This is a genomic window from Allosphingosinicella indica, from assembly GCF_900177405.1.
In the GTDB taxonomy this organism is placed as follows: domain Bacteria; phylum Pseudomonadota; class Alphaproteobacteria; order Sphingomonadales; family Sphingomonadaceae; genus Allosphingosinicella; species Allosphingosinicella indica.
In genome coordinates, this window is sequence record NZ_LT840185.1 from 232,294 (window position 1) to 253,433 (window position 21,140).

Consider the following 21,140-nt stretch of genomic DNA (forward strand, 5'->3'; position numbering starts at 1 on the left):
TAACCATCCCCGATGCTAAAGCTCATTATCGGCAACAAGGCCTATTCCTCCTGGTCGCTGCGGGGATGGCTGGCGGTGAAACAGTCCGGCCTCGCGTTCGAGGAAATCACCGTCCCCATGTTCGACGAAACGTGGAACGCGCGGACGCACGGTGACGAGTTCGCGCCATCGGGTGGCAAGGTGCCGATCCTGTGGGACGACCAGACCGTGATCTGGGACAGCCTCGCGATCGTCGAATGGCTATCCGACAAATGCGGGCGCGACCGTTTCTGGCCCAAGGACGAGGCGGCGCGTGGCATGGCGCGGTCGATGGCGGCCGAGATGCATTCGAGCTACCCGAACCTGCGCCGCGATCTCGGCATGAACGTGCGCAAGACCTTCCCGCCGCGCGACCTGTCGGACGAGGTGAAGCAGGAGATCCTGCGCATCTTCGAGCTGTGGGCGCAGGCGCGCGCGCGGCATGGCGCGGGCGGCCCCTATCTCTTCGGGTCGTTCAGCGCGGCGGACATCATGTTCGCGCCGGTGGCGACACGCTTCGTCACCTATTCGGTCCCGCTGCCCCGCTTCGCGGCGGCCTATGTCGATACGATCCTCAGCCACCCGTGGATGCGCGAATGGATCCAGGCTGCGCAGGACGAGCCGTGGGTGATCGAGCAATACGAGCTGGAGGATAGCTGATGCGGATCGCGCCGCTGTTCGCCTTGCTGCTCCTCGCCGGCTGCGAGCAGCCGCCAGCCGCGCCGACCGCCGAGCAACCGCAGCAGCCCGCCGCCGCGCCGCAAGCCGATGTCAGCATCGAGACGCTGCGCCGGATCGGCGATCGCTTCGATGCCGCGCAGATCAACAAGGACGCGGCCGCGCTCGAAGTGCTGGTCGCAGACGATTTGGTGTTCGTCGGCAGCGACGGGCAACGCCAGGACAAGCGGGGCTTCATCGCTGGCTACACCGATCCCGACGTGACCTTCGATCCAATCGCGATCAAGGATCGTGTCTTCATACCGCTCGGCCCAGACGCCGGTCTCGTCGGCGGCGATGTGGTGCTGAGCGGCACCTCGGACGGGCAACCCTTCGCCAGCCGCATCCGCTTCGCCGACACCTTCCGCCGCGTCGATGGCGAATGGAGGGCGGTCCACATCCAGTCGACGCGGGTGCAGGAGCCCGATCAGCCGTAAGGCGTGCCATCCTTCCGCGTGTAGCGGTTTCCCGCCGCGTCCCAATGCAGATCGGCGTCGGGATAATGGCAGTCGCCCGCCTCCGGCCCGCTAACGGCGAGGAACAGGCAATCGGCATCGCCGCGGTTGACGATATGGTGGCCGTTGGCGGCGCCCATCGGGAAGGCCGCGCAGTCGCCGGCCTTCAAGACGATCTCGCCACCCTCCTCGATCAGCACGCCCTCGCCTTCCAGCACGACCACCAATTCGTCGATCGCGTCGTGCCAGTGACGCTGGCTGGAGACGCCGCCCGGCTCGACCCGCACCAGGCTGGCGCCGATCGTGGACAGGCCGGCGGCCGGCGCCAGACGACGGAAATGCCGTCGCGCCATGGCCGTGGCATAGGGCTCAGGATAGGACGTCCGGTTGGTCTCGGGGGTGGCGTCGAGGTCGATCTTGGGCATCGCTGCGTCTCCGCTGGGCAAGCTGGTGCGGCGTTGCTACGCCCATCGCCATGACCATCGCAATCGATCCCGTCGATCTTGCCGCGCGGCTCATCGCCTGCCCCAGCATCACCCCGCGTGAGGGCGGTGCGGTCACCGTGCTTGCCAACGCGCTGGAGCCGCTGGGCTTCACCTGCCATCGCTTTCTTTCGGGCGATGCACCGGACGGACCGGTCGAGAATATGGTCGCGACGCGGGGCAGCGGCGGGCCGCATTTCGCCTTTGCCGGCCACGTCGATGTCGTGCCGCCCGGACCGGGCTGGACGAGCGATCCGTTCGCGCCCGAAGTGCGCGGCGGCATTCTCTACGGGCGCGGCGCAGTCGATATGAAAGGCGGTATCGCGGCGTTCGTCGCCGCGGCGGCACAGGTGCGCGAGCATCCAGGAACGCTCAGCCTGCTCATCACCGGCGACGAGGAAGGCCCGGCGATCCACGGAACCCGCGCGATCATGGACTGGATGGCGGAGCGCGGCATCCGCCCCGAGATGATCCTGATCGGCGAGCCTACGTCCGAGGCCCGGCTGGGCGATGTGGTCAAGATCGGCCGCCGCGGATCGGTCAACATGGACATCGTCATCCCTGGCGTGCAGGGCCATGTCGCCTATCCGCACCGCGCCGACAATCCGATCACCAAGCTCGGCCGCGTGCTGACCGCGCTCGACGCGCTGCATCTCGACGACGGAACCGACGCGTTCCAGCCTTCGAACCTGGAAGTCACCGACGTCGAGACCGCGAACCCGGCGGGGAACGTCATTCCCGGCGAGGCCCGCGCGCGGCTGAACATTCGCTTCAATAACCTGCATCGCGGTGATGATCTGGTCGATCTGGTACGCCGCACGGTTGAACAGGAGGCGCCGGGGTCGCGGGTCGATGCGCGCGTGTCGGGCGAGGCGTTCCTGACGCCGCCGGGCCGACTCTACGACATCGTCACCGAAGCGATCCGCGCCGAGACGGGTATCGAGCCGAAGCTGTCAACGAGCGGCGGTACGTCCGACGGGCGCTTCCTCATCGCGCTATGCCCGGTGGTCGATTTCGGCCTGCCCAACGCGACGATGCACAAGCTCGACGAGGCCGCGGCGGTGGACGATTTGCACGCGCTGACGCGTATCTATGCCCGCGTCATCGGGGCCGCGCTGGGCGGCTAGGCGCTGCGCGAGAAGGGCAGAACCTCGCTTCTGAGATCGAAGGCGGTCGCGAGTTCGGGCCGGAAGTTGGTCGCGCTCCCGCCGCCGCCCGCCTTGGCGTCGTACATCGCGATGTCCGCGGCACGCATCAGATCGGGCAATTCGGTGCCGTCGTCGGGGCTGATCGCGATGCCGATCGAGGCGCCGATGCGGACGCGGCGCCCGCCGACTTCATAAGGCGCCGAGATGACGGCCAGTGCCTTGCGCGCGATCCGAGCCGCTTCCTCACGCGTTCCCGCGCCCGGTAGCAGCATGGTGAATTCGTCGCCGGCGAGGCGCGCCAGCACCGGCGCGGGCGCGTCGGTGCGCGTCTCGGTATTGAGCACGACGCGCAGCCGCGTCGCGACGATCGCCAGCAGCTTGTCGCCCTGCGCGTGGCCGAGGCTGTCGTTGACGTCCTTGAAGCCGTCGAGATCGACGAACAGCAGCGCCATCGGCGCCGCGTCCTCGGCGAGCAGCCGCTCTGCCTCGTGGCGGAAATGGATGCGGTTGGGGAGCGCGGTAACCGGATCGTAAAGTGCCAGCGCGGCCACGTCGTCGAGGTTGGAGCGCACCTGCTCGAACAGGCTGTCCACCGCGGCCGCGACGCCGGGCATCTCGGCGCGGACGGCGGCAGGCGCAGGCGAATGGAGATCGCCGGTTTTCACCGCGAGCAGGCGATTGACGAGCTCGCGATTGGCGCGCGCCTGCGCAGCGTTCGGGCGCTCCGAGGCGATCCACACGACGGTCAACGCGAAGAGGCCGATACCGGCGGCGGCGGCGACCTGCTCGCCCAGTCCCACCAGCATGACGAAGCCAGCGAGCGTGAACAGGAAGGATGCCAGCCCCGCGGTGAGCGAGAACAGCAGGCTTCCACATTGAGACAGGGCTGGGCGCATCGCCACTTTGTTCGTCCCGCACGCTCATGCCGCAGCGCGGAATCGCGCAACCGGCAGACACCGGGAATACCGGGATCAGCCTTAACTTTTGGTCAACTCCGCCGCCGCCTCAACACGATATACAATGCGCCAAGGCCACCATGACGGGGATGAGCGCCGCGCACCGCGGCGATCGAACCGGCATGACGCGATGCCGCGAGCCAGTCTGCGACAGCGGCGCGGATCGCTCCGCGGCCAACGGGGCGGTCGCGGCTCGTTGGCGGCTTTCCGGTCACCAGCAGCAGCACGCGCGCACCGGTGGCGATCGCCTGCTCCAGCCGCGCATCCAGGAGAGAATAGGCCGTCGCGAGATTGTGGCCGTGCAGATCGACGCTGAAATCCGGCGAAACCAGCCCGCGCGACAGCCGTTTGTCCCAGCTTCCATCGAGCGTGACCCCCGGCTGCGGACGCGCCGGCTGCGTAATCGAAGGTGCAACCGGCCGGGCGGGTAGCCGCGGCGGCGTGGTCGTGACCGGCTCACGCGCAGGCGGGTCGCTCCCGGCGCGAGGCGCCGCGCCATGGATCGGCCGCACCGAAGCGATGACCTTCGCCCAGAGCGCGGATTCCGCGTCGGACAGGCGGCGCATGGCCGCTCAGCGGACGCCGAGACGCGCCAGCGTTCCGCGCGGCACCAGCACGACCGCGCTGCCGCCCGCCTGCATGCCGCCGGCGATCCGCGCGGCGTCCTCGCCCGCGCCCCAGAAGGTGTCGAAGCGGTTGGTGCCCTTGATCGCGCCACCGGTGTCCTGCGCCACCCACGGTCCGCTAGCCTCGGGCCTGTCCATCGCCAGCAGCACCATCGCGCCAAGCGGCACGAAGGCAGGATCGGCAGCGACCGTGACGCGCGGACTGACCGGCACGCCGAGCGCACCGAGCGGCCCCGGCCCGGTCAGCTCGCGGAAGAAGATATAACTCTTGTTCTCGCGCATGATCGCGCGGCCTTCCTCCGGATTGGCGCGGAGCCAGGCGATGATGCCCTGCATGTTGGCCTGGCCGGGCTGGAGCAGCCCGCGCTCGCGCAGCGTCCGGCCGATGGCGACATATTCGCGCCCGTTCTGCCCGGCATAGCCGATCCGCATCACGCCGCCGTCAGGCAGCAGCAGACGGCCGGAGCCCTGAATCTGCAGGAAGAACAGTTCGATCGGGTCCGCCGCCCAGCCGATCTCCAGCCCGCGGTTGGCGAGCGCGCCGTCGTAGATGGCGCCGCGGTCATAGTAGAGGACGTAGGCCCCGCGCTCGTCGATCCGCCCGCGACCTTTCTCTCCGGTCAGAGGATTGGTCTCGAGCAGATCGGGGGGCTTGGCGTAGACCGGCGCGGGGTAACCGGGCCCCGGCGTGCGCGAACCCCGGATCTGCGGCTCGAAATAGCCGGTGGCGAATGCCTCGCCGCTGCCGACCTGCACCGGCTCGAAGAAGCGCTGAATGAAGCCGGACAGGCTGATGGTCCCACGATTGGCGGGATCGGAGGCGAAGGCGCAGGCGGCGGACCAGTCGGCTGGCTGCGTCATGCCGGTGGCGTCGGTGCGCTTCAGAAGCTGCGGGCAGCTTGTCCGAAACGCGTCGATCACCTGCTGCGCGCGGCTCTCGTCGATCGCCGGCAGCGCGGCCGGACGGACGCCGGCGGCGACGGCATTATAGGGAATCGTCGCGCTCGGCGTCGGGGTTGCAGACGGGCGCTGCGCCTGGCCGGGCGGCGCTACGGACGGCTTGGGAACGCACGATGCGAGGAGCATCATTGCCAGCGATAGAGCGGTGATCGCCCCCCGGCGCATAGGATCAGGCCTCGTCGGTTTCGACGAGCAGCCAGTTGGGATCGTCCGAAGCGAGCGAACGCTGGAAGGTCCATAGATCGTGGGTTTCGACCGCATCGGTCAGCGATCCGGCGACGACACCGCCGTCCTTGTCGCGTGTCACGGCCGCGATGTCGGCATCGAACCGCACGGTGACGCGGGCGTCATGGCCCACCAGCTCCGCGCGCTCGATCACCGCGCGCTCGATCGCAACCAGACGATTGTTGAGCACATGGCCATCCGCCTCACGCTGGGTGATCGCCGCTTCGAACGATTCGCGGACGTCGTCGGCGACCAGCGCGCGCAATTCCTCGCGATCGCCCTTCCAGAAGGCTTCGAGGATCATGCGGTAGGCGGCCTGCGCGCCTTCAAGAAAACGCGCCACATCGAAAGACGGATCGGCGGCGATGACCTGGCGTACGCCAGCCGCAGCGGATTCTTCGAACGCCATTCCGGCGGCCTCGCCGCGGTCGCGCGCAGGTTCGGCGGCGGGCGCCGTGGCGCCGGGCACCGCCTCGGGCCGCGTGACCGGCTGCTGCTCGTGCCCCGTGCGGCGGCCAAGCACGGCGTAGAGCCGAAGCCCGACGAACAGGGCGACCATCGCCAGCAGGACAATCTCGACCGTCAACAAAATTCTCCGAAAATCCGGTCCCGCCTACATAGGCCCGCAGGCAGCATCTTTCAAACGCCCATACGCTTTACGTCCGGCGCAGTAAAATGTTGCGCTGGCGCGAGGGGGCAAATGTTGCGCGGACCGCGCGCGGCTGCTACCCGCCGCCGCGAAGTGCGGTCCACTGGCCGTCACGTCCCATATTCCCGAAAAAGGTGCAAGCGATGGCCGAAGAACAGGGCGCAGCCGATGTGCAGGCGAACGGCGCGGACAATTTCCCGCAGGTCGGCCTGATTTCCCAATATGTGAAGGACTTGTCGTTCGAAAATCCGAACGCGCCGGCGGTGTTCCAGTGGCAGTCGCAGCCGCAGATCGACGTGCAGTTCAACATCTCGGTCCAGACCGTCGGCGAGGAGCTTCACGAGGTCACGCTAAAGACCGAGATCAATGCGCGCGCCGAGGGCAACACCGCCTTCCAGGTCGAGATCGCCTATGCCGGCCTGTTCGGCATCCGCAACCTCGATCAGGAACAGATGCAGCCCTTCCTCCTCGCCGAAGCGCCGCGCCTGCTGTTCCCGTTCGCCCGCCGCGTCATTGCCGATGCGGTGCGCGACGGCGGCTTCCCGCCGCTGATGATCGACCCGATCGACTTCCACGCACTCTATCTGCAGCGTGCCGGCGAAGCGCAGGGCAGCACGGCGGAAGGGGCGATCGGCGGGATCACCGGCCAGGCCTGAGCCAGGCTACGGGGGTGGATTCCCGGCCATGAACCTTTCCAAGGCCATCGGCACGATCGGCGGGCTGACCATGGTCAGCCGCGTCTTCGGCTTCCTGCGGGAGATGCTGATGTCGCGCATCATGGGCGCATCGGGCGCCGCCGATGCCTTCCTGGTCGCGTTCCGCCTCCCCAACACCTTCCGCCGCCTGTTCGGCGAAGGCGCCTTCTCCGCCGGCTTCGTGCCGCTGTTCAGCCAGCGGCTGCACGGATCGGGCGGTATACAGGACGCCAAGAAATTCTCGGAGGAAGTGCTGGCGGTGTTCCTGCCGACGCTTTTCCTATTCACTTTGGTGTTCGAGCTGGCGATGCCCCTCTTCGTCTGGGCGATCGCGTCGGGCTACGCCGATGAGCCTGCGAAATTCGACTTTACCGTCTTCCTCACTCGCATCACCTTTCCCTATCTGTTGCTGATCAGCCTGGTCTCTCTCTTCTCGGGCGTGCTCAACTCGCTGACCAAGTTCGCAACCGCCGCCTTCGCGCCGGCGCTGCTCAACATCGCGATGCTCGGCGCGCTGCTGATCGTCCCCGACGGCGGCGCCAGGACCGCGACCGCGCTCGCCATCGGCGTCACCGTCGGCGGCTTCCTGCAGCTCGCATTGCTCTGGAACAGCGCGCGCAAGGCCGGCGTTTCGCTCCGCCTCCGCCGCCCGCGCATCACGCCAGGGGTGAAGCAGTTCTTCGTCGTGGTCATCCCGGCGACGCTCGGCGCGGGCGTCTATCAGATCAGCCAGTTCATCGACACATTCTTCGCGACGCGGCTGCCCGAAGGATCGATGTCCTACCTTAACTATTCGGACCGGCTGAACCAGCTTCCCTTGTCGGTTATCGGCACCGCGCTCGGCACCGCGATCCTGCCGCAGATCAGCCGCTTCATCGCCAAGGGCGATCCGGGCGAGGCGGCGAAGGTGCAGGGCAAGGCGGTCGAGCTGTCGATGCTGCTCTGCCTCCCCGCCGCGCTGGCGCTGGGCGTCGCCGCGGTGCCGCTGGTCTCCGCGCTGTTCCAGGGCGGCCGCTTCACCGCGGAGGACGCCTATATCACCGGCAACGTGCTCGCGATCATCGTCGCTGGCCTGCCCGCTTATGTGATGGTGAAAGTCATCACGCCGGGCTTCTACGCGCGTGAGGACACCAAGACGCCGGTCAAGACCGCGGTGATCGTGCTCGTCGCCAACGTCGCGCTTAATTTCGCACTGATTCCCTTCTTCGGCATCTACGGCCTGGCATTCGTCATCGCCTTCTGCTCGTGGCTCAACTGCCTGATGCTCTACGTCATCCTGTCGCGTCGCGGCCATTTCCGGATCGAAGGCTGGCTGTGGGGACGGATCGCGCGACAGCTCTTCGCCGGCCTGCTGATGGTCGGGGTGCTGGTAGCGCTGCGCTATGTCTTCGCCGGCTGGTTCTCGGGATCGGTGATCGAGCGGATGATCGCCGTCGTCACCATCGTCGGTGCCGGCGTCGCGGTCTATTTCCCGGTCGCCTGGTTCATCGGTGCGATGGACAAGGAAGACCTCTACCTCCTCCTCAGGCGCAAGCGGGTGCAGCCATCATGATGCGCGTCGTCTCCGGCATCCAGCCGACCGGCAATCTCCACCTCGGCAATTATCTCGGCGCGATCCAGCGCTGGGTGAAGATGCAGGACGAGGCGGAGTGCATCTTCTTCCTCGCCGATCTCCACGCGATCACGGCCTACAATGATCCCGCGGAGCTTACCGCCAACATCCGTGCGATGGCGGCGGCGCTGATCGCCTGCGGCGTCGATGCGGAGCGCTCGATCCTGTTCAACCAGGCGCGCGTCCCCGCGCATCCCGAGATGGCGTGGCTGCTCAACGGCACCGCGCGGATCGGCTGGCTCAACCGGATGACCCAGTTCAAGGAGAAGTCGGGCAAGAACCGCGAAGGCGCGAGCGTCGGTCTGTTCGCCTACCCCGTCCTCCAGGCCGCCGACGTGCTGCTCTATCAGGCGACGCACGTGCCGGTGGGCGAGGACCAGAAGCAGCATCTCGAGCTGGCGCGAGACGTCGCGATCAAGTTCAACACCGATTACGGCGTCGAGCTGTTCACCGTGCCCGAGCCGCATATCGGCGCGGCAGGTGCGCGGATCATGTCGCTGCGCGACGGTGGCGCCAAGATGTCCAAATCCGACCCCTCGGACATGAGCCGCATCAACCTCACCGACGATAGCGATACGATCGCGCAGAAGGTGAAGAAGGCGAAGAGCGACGCCGAGCTGCTGCCCGCGACTTGGGCAGAACTCGAAGGCCGCGCCGAGGCGCGCAATCTCGTGCAAATCTACGCGGTGCTTGCCGAGCGCAGCGCCGACGACGTGCTCGCCGAGTTCGCGGGCCATGGCTTCGGCCGGTTCAAGCCCGTGCTCGCCGATCTGATGGTCGCGGTGATCAGCCCGATCACCGCGCGCTTCCGCGACCTCCTTGCTCATCCTGAGGCGATCGACGCGATACTCGCCGACGGCGCGGCGAAGGCGGCCGAGCTTGCCGCACCGACGCTCGACGGAGCGTATCGTGCGCTGGGGCTTCCCAACCGCTAAGTCGCGGCAAACAAGCCTGTTCCGGCTGCCGCACTTCAGCGTCGGTTCATCGGACCTTTTGCATGCTCAAACCGTTGTGTATGCAAGATTTCCCGCGGTTCCGAGGTTCCTCGCCATGTCCATCCAGAAGAAACTGCTGACGCTCGCCGCGCCGCTGGCGCTCCTGACGCTCGCCGGCTGCGCCACCGGCTTGCCCACCCAGGTCTCCCGTTTTCAAGCGATGCCGGCGCCCGCGGGGCAGAGTTTCGTCATCCAGCCTGTCGCGCCCGATCTGCAGGGCAGCCTCGAATTCTCGCAATATGCCGATCTCGTCCGCCGCAATCTGATTGCCGAGGGTTATAGCGAGGCGCCGTCGGCTTCGGCCGCGACCTTTGTCGTCTCGCTCGATTATGGCGTCGACGGCGGTCGTACAAAGATCGTCACCACGCCCGGCTTCGGCGGCGCGATCCACCGGCCTTATTTCTCACGCTGGGGCTATTTCGGCGCGCGGCCCTATCCCTTCTATTATGGCTGGTCCGATCCGTTCTGGGATTCGCCCTGGGATTATCCGGAGGTCCGCAGCTACGTCGTTTACGAAAGCTTCGTCGACATGGACATCAAGCGCACCGCCGATGGCCAGTCGCTGTTCGAAGGCACTGCCCGCGCCCGCTCGCGCACCGACGATCTGACCACGTTGGTGCCGAATCTGGTCGAAGCGATGTTCACCGGCTTCCCCGGCAATTCGGGCGAGACCGTGCGGATCACCGTCCCGCCGCCGCGCGAACGCGGCTGATCGAAGCAGTTGCAGCCTCTCTGCCCTAGCCGCTAGACCGGCGGCATGGGCGGGGAAGAGTGCGCGACAACACAGCCGACGATCAGTCCGGACACGTCGGCGTTGATTCGCGCGAGTCTAGGCGTATTCGTCGCCTGCACGCTCGCCGCCTTTCTCTTCGCCGCGCAAAATTGGGTGGTGGGCGGTCCTTATGGATCGCTGGTCTGGCCGCGCAACCTCACCATCGCGCTCGTCCAATGGTGGGCCTGGGCCCTGCTCGCTCCGGCGATCCTGCTGTTCGTCGCGCGCCGGTCGTTGCTGCCGCTCTCGCCCGTCACCATCGCTCTCTACGTCGCGCTGTTCGTCGCGACGCTGGCGCTGCATCTGCTGATCGTCACCCTCGCCGAGCGCACGCTCGACCGGGTGACGCCCGGCGAGCCGTTACGGCTCACCGCCTCCAACCTGCTGCGCAAGCGCTGGGCGATTGATTTCGCCATATTGGCCGGTCTCGTGGCGCTCGGCCACGCACTCGCCTTCCGCGCACTCTGGCAGCGCCAGTCCGCCGCGACCGAAACCGCCATCGCGGCGTCGCCGCCGGGCCGGATCGCAGTCCAGAAGGGGGACCGCACCATCCTCGTCGAGACCGGCCGGATCGACTGGGTCGAGGCTGCGGGTAATTATGCGATCCTCCACAGCGGCGGCGAGGAATATATGCTCCGCGCGACGCTCGGCAGGCTCGAGACCGGCCTTGCCCCGCAATTGGTGCGCGCCAGCCGGTCCGCGCTGGTTGCCCCGCACGCGGTCGCCGCGACCCGCAACCCGACGCGCAACGGAGACCTGACGCTGGTGCTCAAATCCGGCCGTGAGGTGAAGCTGACACGCAAACATCGCCGCGCGCTGATCGAGCGGCTCCCCGCCGCTCTCTGATCCCCGCTCCCGTTCGCGTCACCCCTCCGCCGCTTCGTCCCGTGCCGGTTGGCACTCGTCTCTGTCATCCCCATCCGCGACGGCGCTGACAGAGGGAGGAAAGAGATGCTCGCGACCCGCAGGACGATACTCGGCGGCGCCGCAATGCTCGCCGGCGCGGCCACAGCGCCGGCGACGGCGGCCCGCGCCGTTGCGGAAAGCGAGACGTCCGGCCGTCCGTTGCGCATCCTGGTGCTGGGCGGCACGCGCTACCTCGGCCCCGCCGTTGTGACCGCAGCAGCGGCGCGCGGCCATGAGATCACCCTCTTCAACCGCGGGGTGACGCAGCCCTGGCTCTTCCCCGGCGTCGAAAAGCTGAAGGGCGACCGTTACCCCGATATCGGCGTCGGCCTCGCTCCGCTCGGCCAGCGGGAGTGGGACGTGGCAATCGACCTGTCCGGCCAGTATCCCCGAGTCGTCGAGGCCAGCGCCTCGCGCCTCGCCGATCGCGTCGGACATTACGTCTACGTGTCGAGCATCAGCGCCTACCGCAGCTTCGCGACGCCCGACGTCGACGAATCCGCTCCGCTCCGCGCGCTCCGGCGCGAATATGTCGAATCGCCCGATCTGGTCGAGGGCGACTGGCCGACCTACGGCGCGCGCAAGGCTTTGTCGGAAGCGGCGGTCGCGCGCCATTTCCCCGGCCGCCACACGATCCTTCGACCCGGCCCGATCTGCGGCGGCGCGAACAACGACGGTTCCGGCGCTTATTGGGCGGAACGCCTTTATCGCGGCGGCACGGTGCTGGTGCCGGGCGACGGCAGCGACCGCGTCCAGCTCATCGACGTTGGCGACACCGGCGATTTCACCGTGCTCGCGGCGGAGCGGCGCCTGCCCGGCGCCTACAATCTGGTCGGCCCCGCCGAACCGATCGACGCCAGAGCCTATCTCGCCGCCTGCGCCCGTGCCGTCGGGCGCGAGGCGGAGCTGGTGTTCGCGGGCGACTTTCCGGACGGGATCAATTCCATGCCGATGATCCCGCCCTACCGCCACGTCCCCGGCCACGCGACGATGCGCAACCAGCGGGCGCTCGCCGCCGGCCTACGCCTCCGGCCGATCGAGGAGACGATCCGCGACAATTGGATCGACCACCGGCTGCGCCGCGGCAAGGTTTATGATTATGCGGCGGCGGGGATCGGGGTGACCGCGGCGCGCGAGGCGGAGATGATCGCGGCGCTCCGCTAGCTTTCGAGCTGGCGCATCAGCAAGCGGATGTCGGCATCAAGCTCGGCATCCTGCGCGCGCAATTTCTCGATCTGGCGGACCGCGTGGATCACTGTGGTGTGATCGCGCCCGCCGAAACGACGGCCGATCTCGGGCAGCGAGCGCGGGGTGAGCTGCTTCGAGAGATACATCGCCACCTGCCGTGGCCGCGCCACCTCGCGCGCCCGCCGCGCCGAGGTCATCTCGGCCTTACGGATGCGGTAATGATCCGAAACCTTGCCCTGGATCTCGTCGATCGAGATGCGGCGCTGGTTGGCGCGCAGGATATTGGCGAGCACTTCCTCGACGAAATCGAGGTCGATCGTGCGGTTCTGCATCGCGGCATAAGCGGCGATGCGGTTGAGCGCGCCTTCCAGCTCGCGGACGTTGGAGCTGATCCGCTTGGCGAGGAAGTTCACCACCTCGGCCGGCACGGTCACGTCCGGCAGCGTCTCCAGCTTCCTGAGGATGATATTGTAGCGCAGCTCGAAATCGGCAGCGTTGATATCGGCGACGAGGCCCCACGACAGCCGCGACAGGATACGCGGCTCGATCCCGTCGAGATCCTGTGGCGCGCGGTCCGAGCTGATCACCAGCCTCCGTCCGGCGGAGATGATCTCGTTCATCGTGTGGAAGAATTCTTCCTGGGTCGATTCCTTGCCGGCGATGAACTGGACGTCGTCGATCATGAGGAGATCGGCCGAGCGGAGCTGCTGCTTGAAGCGGATCGTGTCGTTGGCGCGCAGCGCCGCGACGAATTCGACCATGAACTTCTCGGCCGACATGTAGACGATCTTCGCGTCCGGCCGCCGCGCGCGGAATTCGTGGCCGATCGCGTGGAGGAGATGCGTCTTGCCGCGCCCCGTGCCGCCGTGGAGGAACAGCGGGTTGAACGCGACATTCTCCGCAGTCGCCAGCGTCTTGGCCGCGTTGAACGCGACTTCATTGGCCTTGCCGACGACGAAGCCTTCGAAGCGGTAGCGCGGCTCCAGCGACAGCGCGAACAGGCCGTCCTGCGCGGGCCCGCGCGGCGCTTCGGGCTCTGGCGCCGGTATCTCGGCGGAAGCTGCAGTCTTGGGCGCGCTTGCGCTGACCGAAACCTGGACGTGCCGAACCGCGGGCAGCGTCGCGCGCCACGCGAGCGCGAGCCGTTCGGCGAAATGCGAGCGCACCCAGTCCGCCATGAACTGCGAGGGCAGCTCGAGCGTCAGTGTACCGCTATAATCGTCGAAAGCGCCAAGCGTGATCGGGCGCAGCCAGCCGTCGAAGGTGCGGGCGCCGCAATCACGGCGCAAACCGGTGCGGATCGATTCCCACGCGATTGCGACGGCGCTTTCGTCCCCTGCCGAATGTCCGCCGCCCGCCTTCGCCACCCTACACCTCTCCCTCGCGGACCTTGGCAGTCCGTTTCCGAAGCAAAGCGCTGCCCATGCCGGAAAGCGCATAGCGCGATCCGATTCGAGCGACTCTCCAGCTCTGCTTACCCCCTCCCCCAGCGATTCTCCGGCGAAGGAGTGGTTTTGTAGGGAGGCAAGGCGGCGCGTATCAAGGGCCGAAAATGTAATTTAAGTGAAATAAAGCGATTGACAGCGGAAATGCGCGCTTTGGGTCAAATCGCTTTAGTTTCAGTCATTTACAATTATTACGATGTCGCAACGGAATCGCGAATCGCGGGAAATGCTTGGATTCATTAACCGTTGCGTTTGCGCCACGAAAAAGGCCCGCGGAACGCGCGTCCAGCGGGCCTCTTTTTGTTCCGCCGAAGCGAGGATCAACCGAGCGCGGCGACCCGCTTGGTCAGGCGCGACATCTTGCGCGCCGCGGTATTCTTGTGGACGACGCCCTTGGCGACGCCGCGTGCCAGCTCCGGCTGCACCTTGGTCATGGCCGCCTTGGCGGCATCCTTGTCGCCCGCGGTGAGGGCCGATTCGACCTGCTTGATGAAGGTGCGGATGCGGCTGACGCGCGCGCCGTTGACGATGGCGCGGGCTTGGTTGCGACGGATGCGCTTCTTGGCTTGCGGCGTGTTCGCCATTCTGGTCCTCGATCGTCTGAAATGAAAAGGGCGCGGCTATCGGCCGCACCCGCTCGGCGCGCTCTCTACTGAGAGACCGCCGGAAGGTCAACCCGCCGCGGTGTCAATGCTGGCACCGCGGGCAGTAAAATGTCGATCGTCCGCTATCGACGCGGCGGCGCACCGTTCCGCCGCACAGGCAGGGCTCGCCCTCGCGCCCGTAGACGCGCCAGTCCTTCGCGAAATAGCCGAGCTCGCCGTCGGGACGGGCGTAGTCGCGGAGGGTGGAGCCACCGGCGGCGATTGCAGCGACCAGCACTGCCTTCACCGCATCGGCAAGCCGATCGAGTCGAGCCCGGCCGATCCGCCCGGCCGCCCGGCCCGGCGCGATACCGGCCAGATGCAGCGCCTCGCAGACATAAATATTGCCGAGGCCCGCGACGATCCGCTGATCGAGCAGCATCGCTTTGATCGGTGCGCTCCGCCCGGCAAGCACGTTGTGCAGCCAGCCGCCGTCGAACTCCCCGCCCAGCGGCTCCGGCCCCATCCGGCGAAACGGTTCATAGGCATCGAGCGCAGCCGTCTCGACCAGATCGACGAAACCGAATCGGCGGGGATCGTTGAGCGCCAGCCGCACCCCTTGGTCGGTCCCCAGCAGCAGGTGATCGTGCGTACCGATCGTCTCCGGCTCGATCCGCCATCGGCCCGACATGCCAAGGTGGAAGATCATCGTGTCGCCGCGGTCGGTGTCGATCAGCCCGTATTTGGCGCGGCGCCCCAGGGCCGTGACCCGTGCCCCCGTCAGCCGCTGGCGGAGATCGGGCGGGAACGCATGGCGGAGGTCCGCGCGGCGCGTCTCGACCTTGGTCAGTCGCCGCCCCGCCAGCACCGGCTCCAGCCCGCGCACGGTTGTCTCGACCTCGGGCAGTTCAGGCATGGAGATCGGTGCTGCACATTCGTCTCTCCCCTGCTAGACGCGGCGCCGATGGACAAGGTTTCTTTCGGCTATGAGGACGTCGCCCCGGCGGAGAAGACCGGCCGGGTCGGCGCCGTCTTCTCGAGCGTCGCGCGCCGCTACGATCTGATGAACGACTTCATGTCGGGCGGCATGCACCGGCTGTGGAAGGACGCCTTCGTCCGGCGGCTGCGCCCGCGCGCCGGGGAAGCGGTGCTCGACATGGCGGGCGGCACCGGCGACATCGCCTTCCGCATTGCAAAATCCGGCGCGTACGTAACCGTCGCCGACATCAATCCGGACATGCTGGCCGTCGGCATGGAGCGCGCGGAAAAACGCGGCATCGACGGACTGGTCTGGGCCGAGGAGAATGCCGAAAGCCTCAGCTTCGGCGATGCGGGCTTCGATGCCTACACCATCGCCTTCGGCATCCGGAACGTCACCGACATACCGGCAGCGCTGCGCGAGGCGCATCGCGTGCTGAAGGTCGGCGGGCGCTTCTTCTGCCTGGAGTTTTCGACCACCACCTGGCCGGGCTTCAAGACGATCTACGACCGTTATTCGCATGAGGTCGTGCCGCGCATCGGCAAGGCCGTCGCCGACGATGAGGACAGCTATCGCTACCTCATCGAATCGATCCGCCGCTTCCCCGATATGCCGGCCTTCACCGCGATGATCCGCGAAGCCGGCTTCGCCAACGTTTCCGCGACACCGATCCTCGGCGGGCTCGTCGCCATCCACAGCGGCTGGAAGATTTGACCACGCCTGCAGTACACATCTGGCGGCTCCTGAAATGGGGCCGGGTGCTGGCGCGGCACGGCGCGTTGCGCGGGATCGAGCGTGATCCCAACACGCCGACCCCGGTACGGCGGCTGGCGCGGATCGCGCGGTTCGGCGCGCGCGTGCCCAAGCAACCGGCCTATTCCGAAGCCTTCCAGGCGATAGGCCCGGCTGCGATCAAGCTCGGCCAGGCGCTCGCGACCCGGCCTGATCTGGTCGGCGAAGATGCCGCGCACGACCTGCTCCGCCTCCAGGACCGGCTGCCGCCCGCGCCTTTCGAACAGATCAAGGCTTCGGTCGAACAGGCGCTGGAAGGACCGCTCGAGCGCTTCTTCTCCGACTTCGATCCCGAACCGGTCGGCGCCGCGTCGATCGCGCAGGTCCACCGCGCGGTGACCACCGACGGGCACCAGGTGGCGGTAAAGGTGCTTCGGCCCGGCATCGAAGATGATTTCGCCCGCGCGCTCGACACCTATGAGTGGGCGGCGGCGCAGGTCGAGGCGATGGGCGGCGAGCCGGCGCGGCTCCGCCCACGGCTCGTCATCGCCCATTTCCGCCAGTGGACGATGCGCGAACTGGACTTGCGGCGCGAGGCCGCCTCCGCGTCCGAACTGCGCGAAGGCATGGCGGCAGAAAGCGGTTTCTTCGTCCCCGCGATCGACTGGAGCCGCAGCGCACGCCGGGTGATGACGCTCGAATGGATCGACGGCATCAAGCTCACCGACCGCGCCGCGCTGGTCGAGGCGGGCCACGATCTGAAAGCGCTCGCCCGCACATTGGTGCGCGCCTTCCTGCGGCAGGCGGTGGTCGACGGCTTCTTCCACGCCGACCTCCACCAGGGCAACCTCTTCGCGCTGCCCGACGGGCGGCTGGCGGCCATCGACTTCGGCATCATGGGCCGCGTCGACCGCCAGGCGCGGCTGTGGCTCGCCGAGATTCTCTACGGTCTTATCACCGGCAATTACCGCCGCGTCGCCGAAATCCATTTCGAGGCGGGATACGTGCCGCCGCACCACAATGTCGCCGAGTTCGCGACGGCGCTGCGCGCGGTCGGCGAGCCGATCCGCGGGCTGCCGGTCAAGGAAATCTCCGTCGGTCAGATGCTCGACGGCCTCTTCACCATCACCCGCGATTTCGACATGCCGACGCAGCCGCACCTGCTGCTGCTCCAGAAGACGATGGTGATGGAGGAAGGCGTCGCGACCGCGCTCGATCCCGACATCAACATGTGGGAGACGTCCGAGCCGTTCCTCAAGGAATGGCTGCGCACCGAACTCGGCCCTGAAACCGCGCTCGCCGACAAGCTGGTGCGCGATTTCCGGACGCTTGCCGGGCTCCCCGATCTCGTCCGCCGGATCGAGCTCGCCTATCCCAAGCCCGGCGCCGCGCCGCCGCCGCCGCCGCTTCCCGATGTCATCGTCGTCCAGCCGCACCGCTACGTCGCGCTCGCCCTCACCGCCATCCTCGCCGCCGCCGCCGGTGCCGGCGCGATGTGGCTGCTCCATTGATGCGCGCGATTGATGCGCATATATCATGCGCATCATGCCGAGCCTGAACCGCAAGTCCGCCACGCCGCGCCGCGCCACCAACGTGTCGCTTCCCGCCGATCTGATCGAGGAAGCGCGCAAGCTCGACATCAACATCTCGCAGGCCTGTGAGCAGGGACTGGCGCAGAAAATCTCCAAGACCCGCGCGGAAATATGGCAGGAAGAGAATCGCGAGGCGATCGAGGCTTGCAATGCCTGGGTCGAGGAGCACGGTCTCCCGCTCGCCAAATATCGCATGTTCTGATGGCGCGCTTCGACGTGTATCGGCAACCTGGCGCCAGCGGTTATCTGCTGGACTGCCAGGCCGAGGTTCTTTCCCAGCTAAGCACGCGGTTCGTCGTTCCCCTCATCCCGCCCGATGCGGCGCCGCCGGCAAGCCATCGTCTGAACCCATCATTCCGTGTGGACGGGGAAGAGATGCTGATGTTCACGCAATTCGCCGCATCCGTGCCGGTGCGAGAGCTAGGAGTGCCTGTGGCGTCGCTCGGGGACGAACATGGTGCGATCATGAATGCGCTCGACATGCTGATGACGGGTTATTGAGATGAACGGCAAGCGCATCCTGCTGATCGTCGGCGGCGGCATCGCGGCGTATAAGGCGGCCGAGCTCATCCGGCTGATCCGCAAGGACGGCGGTTCGGTGACCTGCGTGCTTACCAACGGCGGCGCGCATTTCGTGACGCCGATGACGCTGGCCGCGCTCAGCGAGAACAAGGTCTATTCCAGCCTGTTCGACCTCAAGGACGAGGTCGAGATGGGGCATATCCAGCTCTCGCGCGCCGCCGATCTCGTCGTGGTGGCGCCCGCGACCGCCGATCTGCTCGCGAAGATGGCTGCGGGCATCGCAGACGATCTGGCGACGACCTTGTTGCTCGCCACCGACAAACCCGTGCTCGCCGCGCCGGCGATGAACGTCCGCATGTGGCAACATCCCGCGACGATGCGCAATGTGGCGCAGCTTCGCGCCGACGGCGTCATAGTGCTGGAGCCGGACGAAGGCGAAATGGCGTGCGGCGAATATGGCCCGGGCCGCCTGCCCGAGCCGCCGGCAATTCTGGACGCAATCCGCGCGCGGCTGGCGGGCAGCGTCGGGCCGCTGAGTGGACGCCACATCGTCGTCACCGCCGGGCCAACCCACGAGCCGATCGATCCCGTGCGGGTGATCGCCAACCGTTCGTCGGGCAAGCAGGGCTTCGCGATCGCTGGGGCGCTGGCGGCGCTGGGCGCTCGCGTCACGCTCGTCGCCGGGCCGGTCGCGCTCGCCACCCCCACCGGCGTCATCCGGCAGGACGTCACGACCGCGCAGGAAATGGCCGAAGCGGTGGACGCCGCGCTGCCCGCCGACGCCGCGGTGATGGTCGCTGCTGTCGCCGACTGGCGTGTCGAGCCCGCGACGCAAAAGCTGAAGAAACGCAGCGGCCCGCCACCGCTCGAATGGCAACCCAATCCCGACATCCTCGCCGATCTCGCCGCCGATCCGCGCCGCCCACGCCTGCTCGTCGGCTTCGCGGCCGAAACGCACGATGTGCTCGCCGAAGCCGCCGCCAAGCGCGATCGCAAGGGCGCCGACTGGATCGTCGCCAACGATGTGTCGGGCGACGTGATGGGCGGCGAAGACAATCAGGTGCATCTCGTCACCGCCGACGGCACCGAAAGCTGGCCCGCCGCCTCCAAAGCCGAAGTCGGCCGCCTGCTCGCCGACCGCATCGCCGACGCTATCAAGGACCAATGATGATCGATATCCGTCTCCAGCGCCTTCCCCACGGCGAAGGATTGCCGCTTCCCGCCTATGCGACAGAACATGCCGCGGGGCTCGATGTCGTGGCGGCGGTGGATGTGACGCTGGCGCCGGGTGCGCGTCACGCGGTCGCCACCGGTTTTGCGATCGCCATCCCGCACGGTTACGAAATGCAGGTCCGCCCCCGCTCCGGGCTGGCACTCAAGCATGGCATCACCTGCCTCAACACGCCGGGAACGATCGACAGCGACTATCGCGGCGAGGTGAAGGTGATCCTCGCCAATCTCGGCGCCGAGCCGTTCGAGGTGAAGCGCGGCGAGCGGATCGCGCAGCTCGTGCCGGCGGCCGTCCAACAGGCGCGGTTCCACGAGGTCGACGCGCTGGACGATACGGCGCGCGGCGCGGGCGGATTCGGTTCCACCGGCCGCTGATCCGGGCATCGACAGCCCTCCCCCTTTTGAGATACTATACGCACCATTAAGCGGCATCCGGGCCGCTGAGGGTTGGGAGGCGTGACATGAAAGCTCTTGTCTTGGCGGCGGCGATGGTGCTCGGCGCGATGCCGGTCGCGGCGGCGGAAGTGCAGACGGCCGAAGGCGATTGGTCCAATCTTCCCGAGCTTCGGCTCGCCCAGCGGCGAGTGATCAGCCCGATCATGGTCGGCCAGATCCACAATCTCATCGTGCTCGGCGAATGCTCGATCCCCGGCCAGAACAAAAAGAAGCTCGACATGACCGTGCCCTTTGCGGTGCAATTCTCGCCCGACGGAGCGTTGGAACGGGTGGTGATGAAGCCAGTCGGCTGCGCGCAGGCGGAAAGCATCCTCGGCGGCCAGGTCGTCGAGATGATCGCCGACGGCACCTTCAAGCGCCCCAAGTCGACCGTAGGCGAAGGCTGGTACAAGGGCGAGATCAGCTTCAGCTCGCAGACGTGAGTTTCAGCGACGCGCAGCTCGACCGTTACGCGCGTCACATCGTTCTGAAGGAGATAGGAGGAGCCGGCCAGTCCCGGCTCCTCTCTTCGCATGTGCTGCTGATCGGCGCGGGCGGGATCGGATCGCCCGCGATCCAGTACCTCGCCGCCGCTGGCTTCGGACGGCTGACCATCGTCGATGACGATGTCGTCGATCTCGCCAATCTTCAGCGACAGACCTTGTTCGACACCGGCGATATCGGCGACAGCAAGGCAGAGACGGCGTGCGCGGCGGTGGCGCGGCTCAACCCCGACGTCGAGTGCGCCGCGGTGACGGAGCGGCTGCAACCGGCCAACGCCGCGCGCCTGCTCGCCGGCGCCGACGTCGTGATCGACGGCTCCGACAATTTCGCGACGCGGCTGACGGTTAGTGACGCCTGCGTTGCTGAACGCATTCCGCTCGTCTCGGCCGCGCTCGGCATGTTCCAGGGCCAGATCGGCCTATTCCGCGGCCATGAGTCCGGTCAGCCCTGTTACCGCTGCTATGTCGGCGATGCGTTCGACGCCGAGGATTGCGATACCTGCTCGGAGCTAGGGGTGCTGGGCGCGATGGCCGGCATCATGGGAAGCTGGGCCGCGATGGAAGCGATCCGCGCCGTCACCGGCTTCGGCCCCGATCAGGCGGGCAATATCCACATCTTCAACGGCACCGCCCCCACGATGCGAAGCGTCCGCATCGTCAAGGATCCTGCCTGCAAAGGCTGCGACCGGGCCTGACGGGCGCCGGTCGCATCCT

General features: G+C 67.3%; 25 protein-coding genes. 17 read left to right on the forward strand and 8 right to left on the reverse strand.

All coding sequences use genetic code 11. The features are described 5' to 3' along the window. The first annotated feature begins 12 nt into the window (after positions 1-12). Positions 13-678: a glutathione S-transferase family protein gene (locus tag B9N75_RS01120; RefSeq protein ID WP_085217134.1), complete on the forward strand. Its 666-nt coding sequence runs from the start codon at positions 13-15 to the stop codon at positions 676-678. Continuing rightward, positions 678-1,172: a nuclear transport factor 2 family protein gene (locus tag B9N75_RS01125; RefSeq protein WP_085217135.1), complete on the forward strand. Its 495-nt coding sequence runs from the start codon at positions 678-680 to the stop codon at positions 1,170-1,172. The genes B9N75_RS01120 and B9N75_RS01125 overlap by 1 nt, the downstream gene beginning before the upstream one ends. Here the strand turns inward: B9N75_RS01125 and B9N75_RS01130 are convergent. Continuing rightward, complete coding sequence (locus B9N75_RS01130; protein WP_085217136.1) at positions 1,163-1,615, reverse strand: cupin domain-containing protein; 453 nt, start codon at positions 1,613-1,615, stop codon at positions 1,163-1,165. The two genes, B9N75_RS01125 and B9N75_RS01130, sit on opposite strands and share 10 nt — an antisense overlap. A gap of 50 nt (positions 1,616-1,665) precedes the next feature. Here B9N75_RS01130 and dapE point away from each other — a divergent pair, with 50 nt between their 5' ends. Continuing rightward, positions 1,666-2,799, forward strand: a complete 1,134-nt coding sequence (gene dapE, locus B9N75_RS01135; protein ID WP_172840777.1) for a succinyl-diaminopimelate desuccinylase — start codon at positions 1,666-1,668, stop codon at positions 2,797-2,799. Here dapE and B9N75_RS01140 read toward each other — a convergent pair. From B9N75_RS01140 to B9N75_RS01155, 4 genes are all read right to left on the reverse strand, one after another. After that, on the reverse strand, positions 2,796-3,716 hold the full coding sequence (locus tag B9N75_RS01140) for a GGDEF domain-containing protein (protein ID WP_157123872.1): 921 nt from the start codon (positions 3,714-3,716) through the stop codon (positions 2,796-2,798). The genes dapE and B9N75_RS01140 overlap by 4 nt on opposite strands. Positions 3,717-3,808: 92 nt before the next feature. Next, positions 3,809-4,342, reverse strand: coding sequence for a Smr/MutS family protein (locus B9N75_RS01145; protein WP_085217139.1), 534 nt, complete (start codon positions 4,340-4,342; stop codon positions 3,809-3,811). Between the two features lie 6 nt (positions 4,343-4,348). Then, a complete protein-coding gene (gene mltA, locus B9N75_RS01150; protein WP_425292403.1) occupies positions 4,349-5,491 on the reverse strand; it encodes a murein transglycosylase A in 1,143 nt (380 codons plus the stop codon). A gap of 40 nt (positions 5,492-5,531) precedes the next feature. Next, a complete protein-coding gene (locus tag B9N75_RS01155) occupies positions 5,532-6,146 on the reverse strand; it encodes a Tim44/TimA family putative adaptor protein (protein ID WP_085219333.1) in 615 nt (204 codons plus the stop codon). A gap of 233 nt (positions 6,147-6,379) precedes the next feature. Between B9N75_RS01155 and secB the strand changes: the two genes are divergently transcribed. The 6 genes from secB to B9N75_RS01185 all read left to right on the forward strand — a co-directional run bounded on the left by secB (position 6,380) and on the right by B9N75_RS01185 (position 12,380). Beyond that, on the forward strand, positions 6,380-6,892 hold the full coding sequence (gene secB / locus B9N75_RS01160; RefSeq protein ID WP_085217141.1) for a protein-export chaperone SecB: 513 nt from the start codon (positions 6,380-6,382) through the stop codon (positions 6,890-6,892). A 28-nt stretch (positions 6,893-6,920) separates the two neighbouring features. After that, positions 6,921-8,483 carry a murein biosynthesis integral membrane protein MurJ gene (gene murJ / locus B9N75_RS01165; RefSeq protein ID WP_085217142.1) on the forward strand — a complete coding sequence of 521 codons (1,563 nt, stop codon included), beginning with the start codon at positions 6,921-6,923 and terminating at the stop codon, positions 8,481-8,483. Next, complete coding sequence (gene trpS, locus B9N75_RS01170; protein ID WP_085219334.1) at positions 8,483-9,478, forward strand: tryptophan--tRNA ligase; 996 nt, start codon at positions 8,483-8,485, stop codon at positions 9,476-9,478. The genes murJ and trpS overlap by 1 nt, the downstream gene beginning before the upstream one ends. 115 nt (positions 9,479-9,593) lie before the next feature. After that, positions 9,594-10,250, forward strand: a complete 657-nt coding sequence (locus B9N75_RS01175; RefSeq protein ID WP_085217143.1) for a DUF4136 domain-containing protein — start codon at positions 9,594-9,596, stop codon at positions 10,248-10,250. Positions 10,251-10,295: 45 nt separating this feature from the next. Then, positions 10,296-11,156 (forward strand): LytTR family DNA-binding domain-containing protein, encoded by an 861-nt coding sequence (locus B9N75_RS01180; RefSeq protein WP_085217144.1) that lies wholly within the window; start codon positions 10,296-10,298, stop codon positions 11,154-11,156. 105 nt (positions 11,157-11,261) lie between these two features. After that, positions 11,262-12,380, forward strand: coding sequence for a Rossmann-fold NAD(P)-binding domain-containing protein (locus B9N75_RS01185; RefSeq protein ID WP_085217145.1), 1,119 nt, complete (start codon positions 11,262-11,264; stop codon positions 12,378-12,380). Here the strand turns inward: B9N75_RS01185 and dnaA are convergent. The 3 genes from dnaA to mutM form a co-directional block, all read right to left on the reverse strand. Beyond that, a complete protein-coding gene (dnaA, locus tag B9N75_RS01190; protein ID WP_244552389.1) occupies positions 12,377-13,771 on the reverse strand; it encodes a chromosomal replication initiator protein DnaA in 1,395 nt (464 codons plus the stop codon). The genes B9N75_RS01185 and dnaA overlap by 4 nt on opposite strands. Positions 13,772-14,169: 398 nt before the next feature. Next, entirely contained in the window at positions 14,170-14,433 is a 264-nt protein-coding gene (gene rpsT / locus B9N75_RS01195; protein WP_085217147.1) for a 30S ribosomal protein S20, read from the reverse strand. 103 nt (positions 14,434-14,536) lie between these two features. Then, a complete protein-coding gene (mutM, locus tag B9N75_RS01200; protein ID WP_085217148.1) occupies positions 14,537-15,349 on the reverse strand; it encodes a bifunctional DNA-formamidopyrimidine glycosylase/DNA-(apurinic or apyrimidinic site) lyase in 813 nt (270 codons plus the stop codon). 48 nt (positions 15,350-15,397) lie between these two features. Here mutM and B9N75_RS01205 point away from each other — a divergent pair, with 48 nt between their 5' ends. From B9N75_RS01205 to B9N75_RS01235, 8 genes are all read left to right on the forward strand, one after another. Beyond that, a complete protein-coding gene (locus B9N75_RS01205; protein ID WP_085217149.1) occupies positions 15,398-16,126 on the forward strand; it encodes a class I SAM-dependent methyltransferase in 729 nt (242 codons plus the stop codon). After that, positions 16,123-17,655 carry a 2-polyprenylphenol 6-hydroxylase gene (ubiB, locus tag B9N75_RS01210; RefSeq protein WP_085217150.1) on the forward strand — a complete coding sequence of 511 codons (1,533 nt, stop codon included), beginning with the start codon at positions 16,123-16,125 and terminating at the stop codon, positions 17,653-17,655. The genes B9N75_RS01205 and ubiB overlap by 4 nt, the downstream gene beginning before the upstream one ends. Positions 17,656-17,689: 34 nt before the next feature. Beyond that, entirely contained in the window at positions 17,690-17,938 is a 249-nt protein-coding gene (locus tag B9N75_RS01215) for a type II toxin-antitoxin system CcdA family antitoxin (protein ID WP_085219335.1), read from the forward strand. After that, on the forward strand, positions 17,938-18,237 hold the full coding sequence (locus B9N75_RS01220) for a CcdB family protein (RefSeq protein WP_085217151.1): 300 nt from the start codon (positions 17,938-17,940) through the stop codon (positions 18,235-18,237). Before B9N75_RS01215 ends, B9N75_RS01220 begins: the two co-directional genes overlap by 1 nt. Before the next feature lies 1 nt (position 18,238). After that, a complete protein-coding gene (gene coaBC, locus B9N75_RS01225; protein WP_085217152.1) occupies positions 18,239-19,426 on the forward strand; it encodes a bifunctional phosphopantothenoylcysteine decarboxylase/phosphopantothenate--cysteine ligase CoaBC in 1,188 nt (395 codons plus the stop codon). After that, entirely contained in the window at positions 19,426-19,863 is a 438-nt protein-coding gene (dut, locus tag B9N75_RS01230; RefSeq protein ID WP_425292415.1) for a dUTP diphosphatase, read from the forward strand. Before coaBC ends, dut begins: the two co-directional genes overlap by 1 nt. 86 nt (positions 19,864-19,949) lie before the next feature. Beyond that, positions 19,950-20,366: a hypothetical protein gene (locus B9N75_RS14305; RefSeq protein ID WP_244552390.1), complete on the forward strand. Its 417-nt coding sequence runs from the start codon at positions 19,950-19,952 to the stop codon at positions 20,364-20,366. Further along, entirely contained in the window at positions 20,363-21,121 is a 759-nt protein-coding gene (locus B9N75_RS01235) for a HesA/MoeB/ThiF family protein (RefSeq protein WP_244552391.1), read from the forward strand. Before B9N75_RS14305 ends, B9N75_RS01235 begins: the two co-directional genes overlap by 4 nt. Positions 21,122-21,140 lie beyond the last annotated feature (19 nt).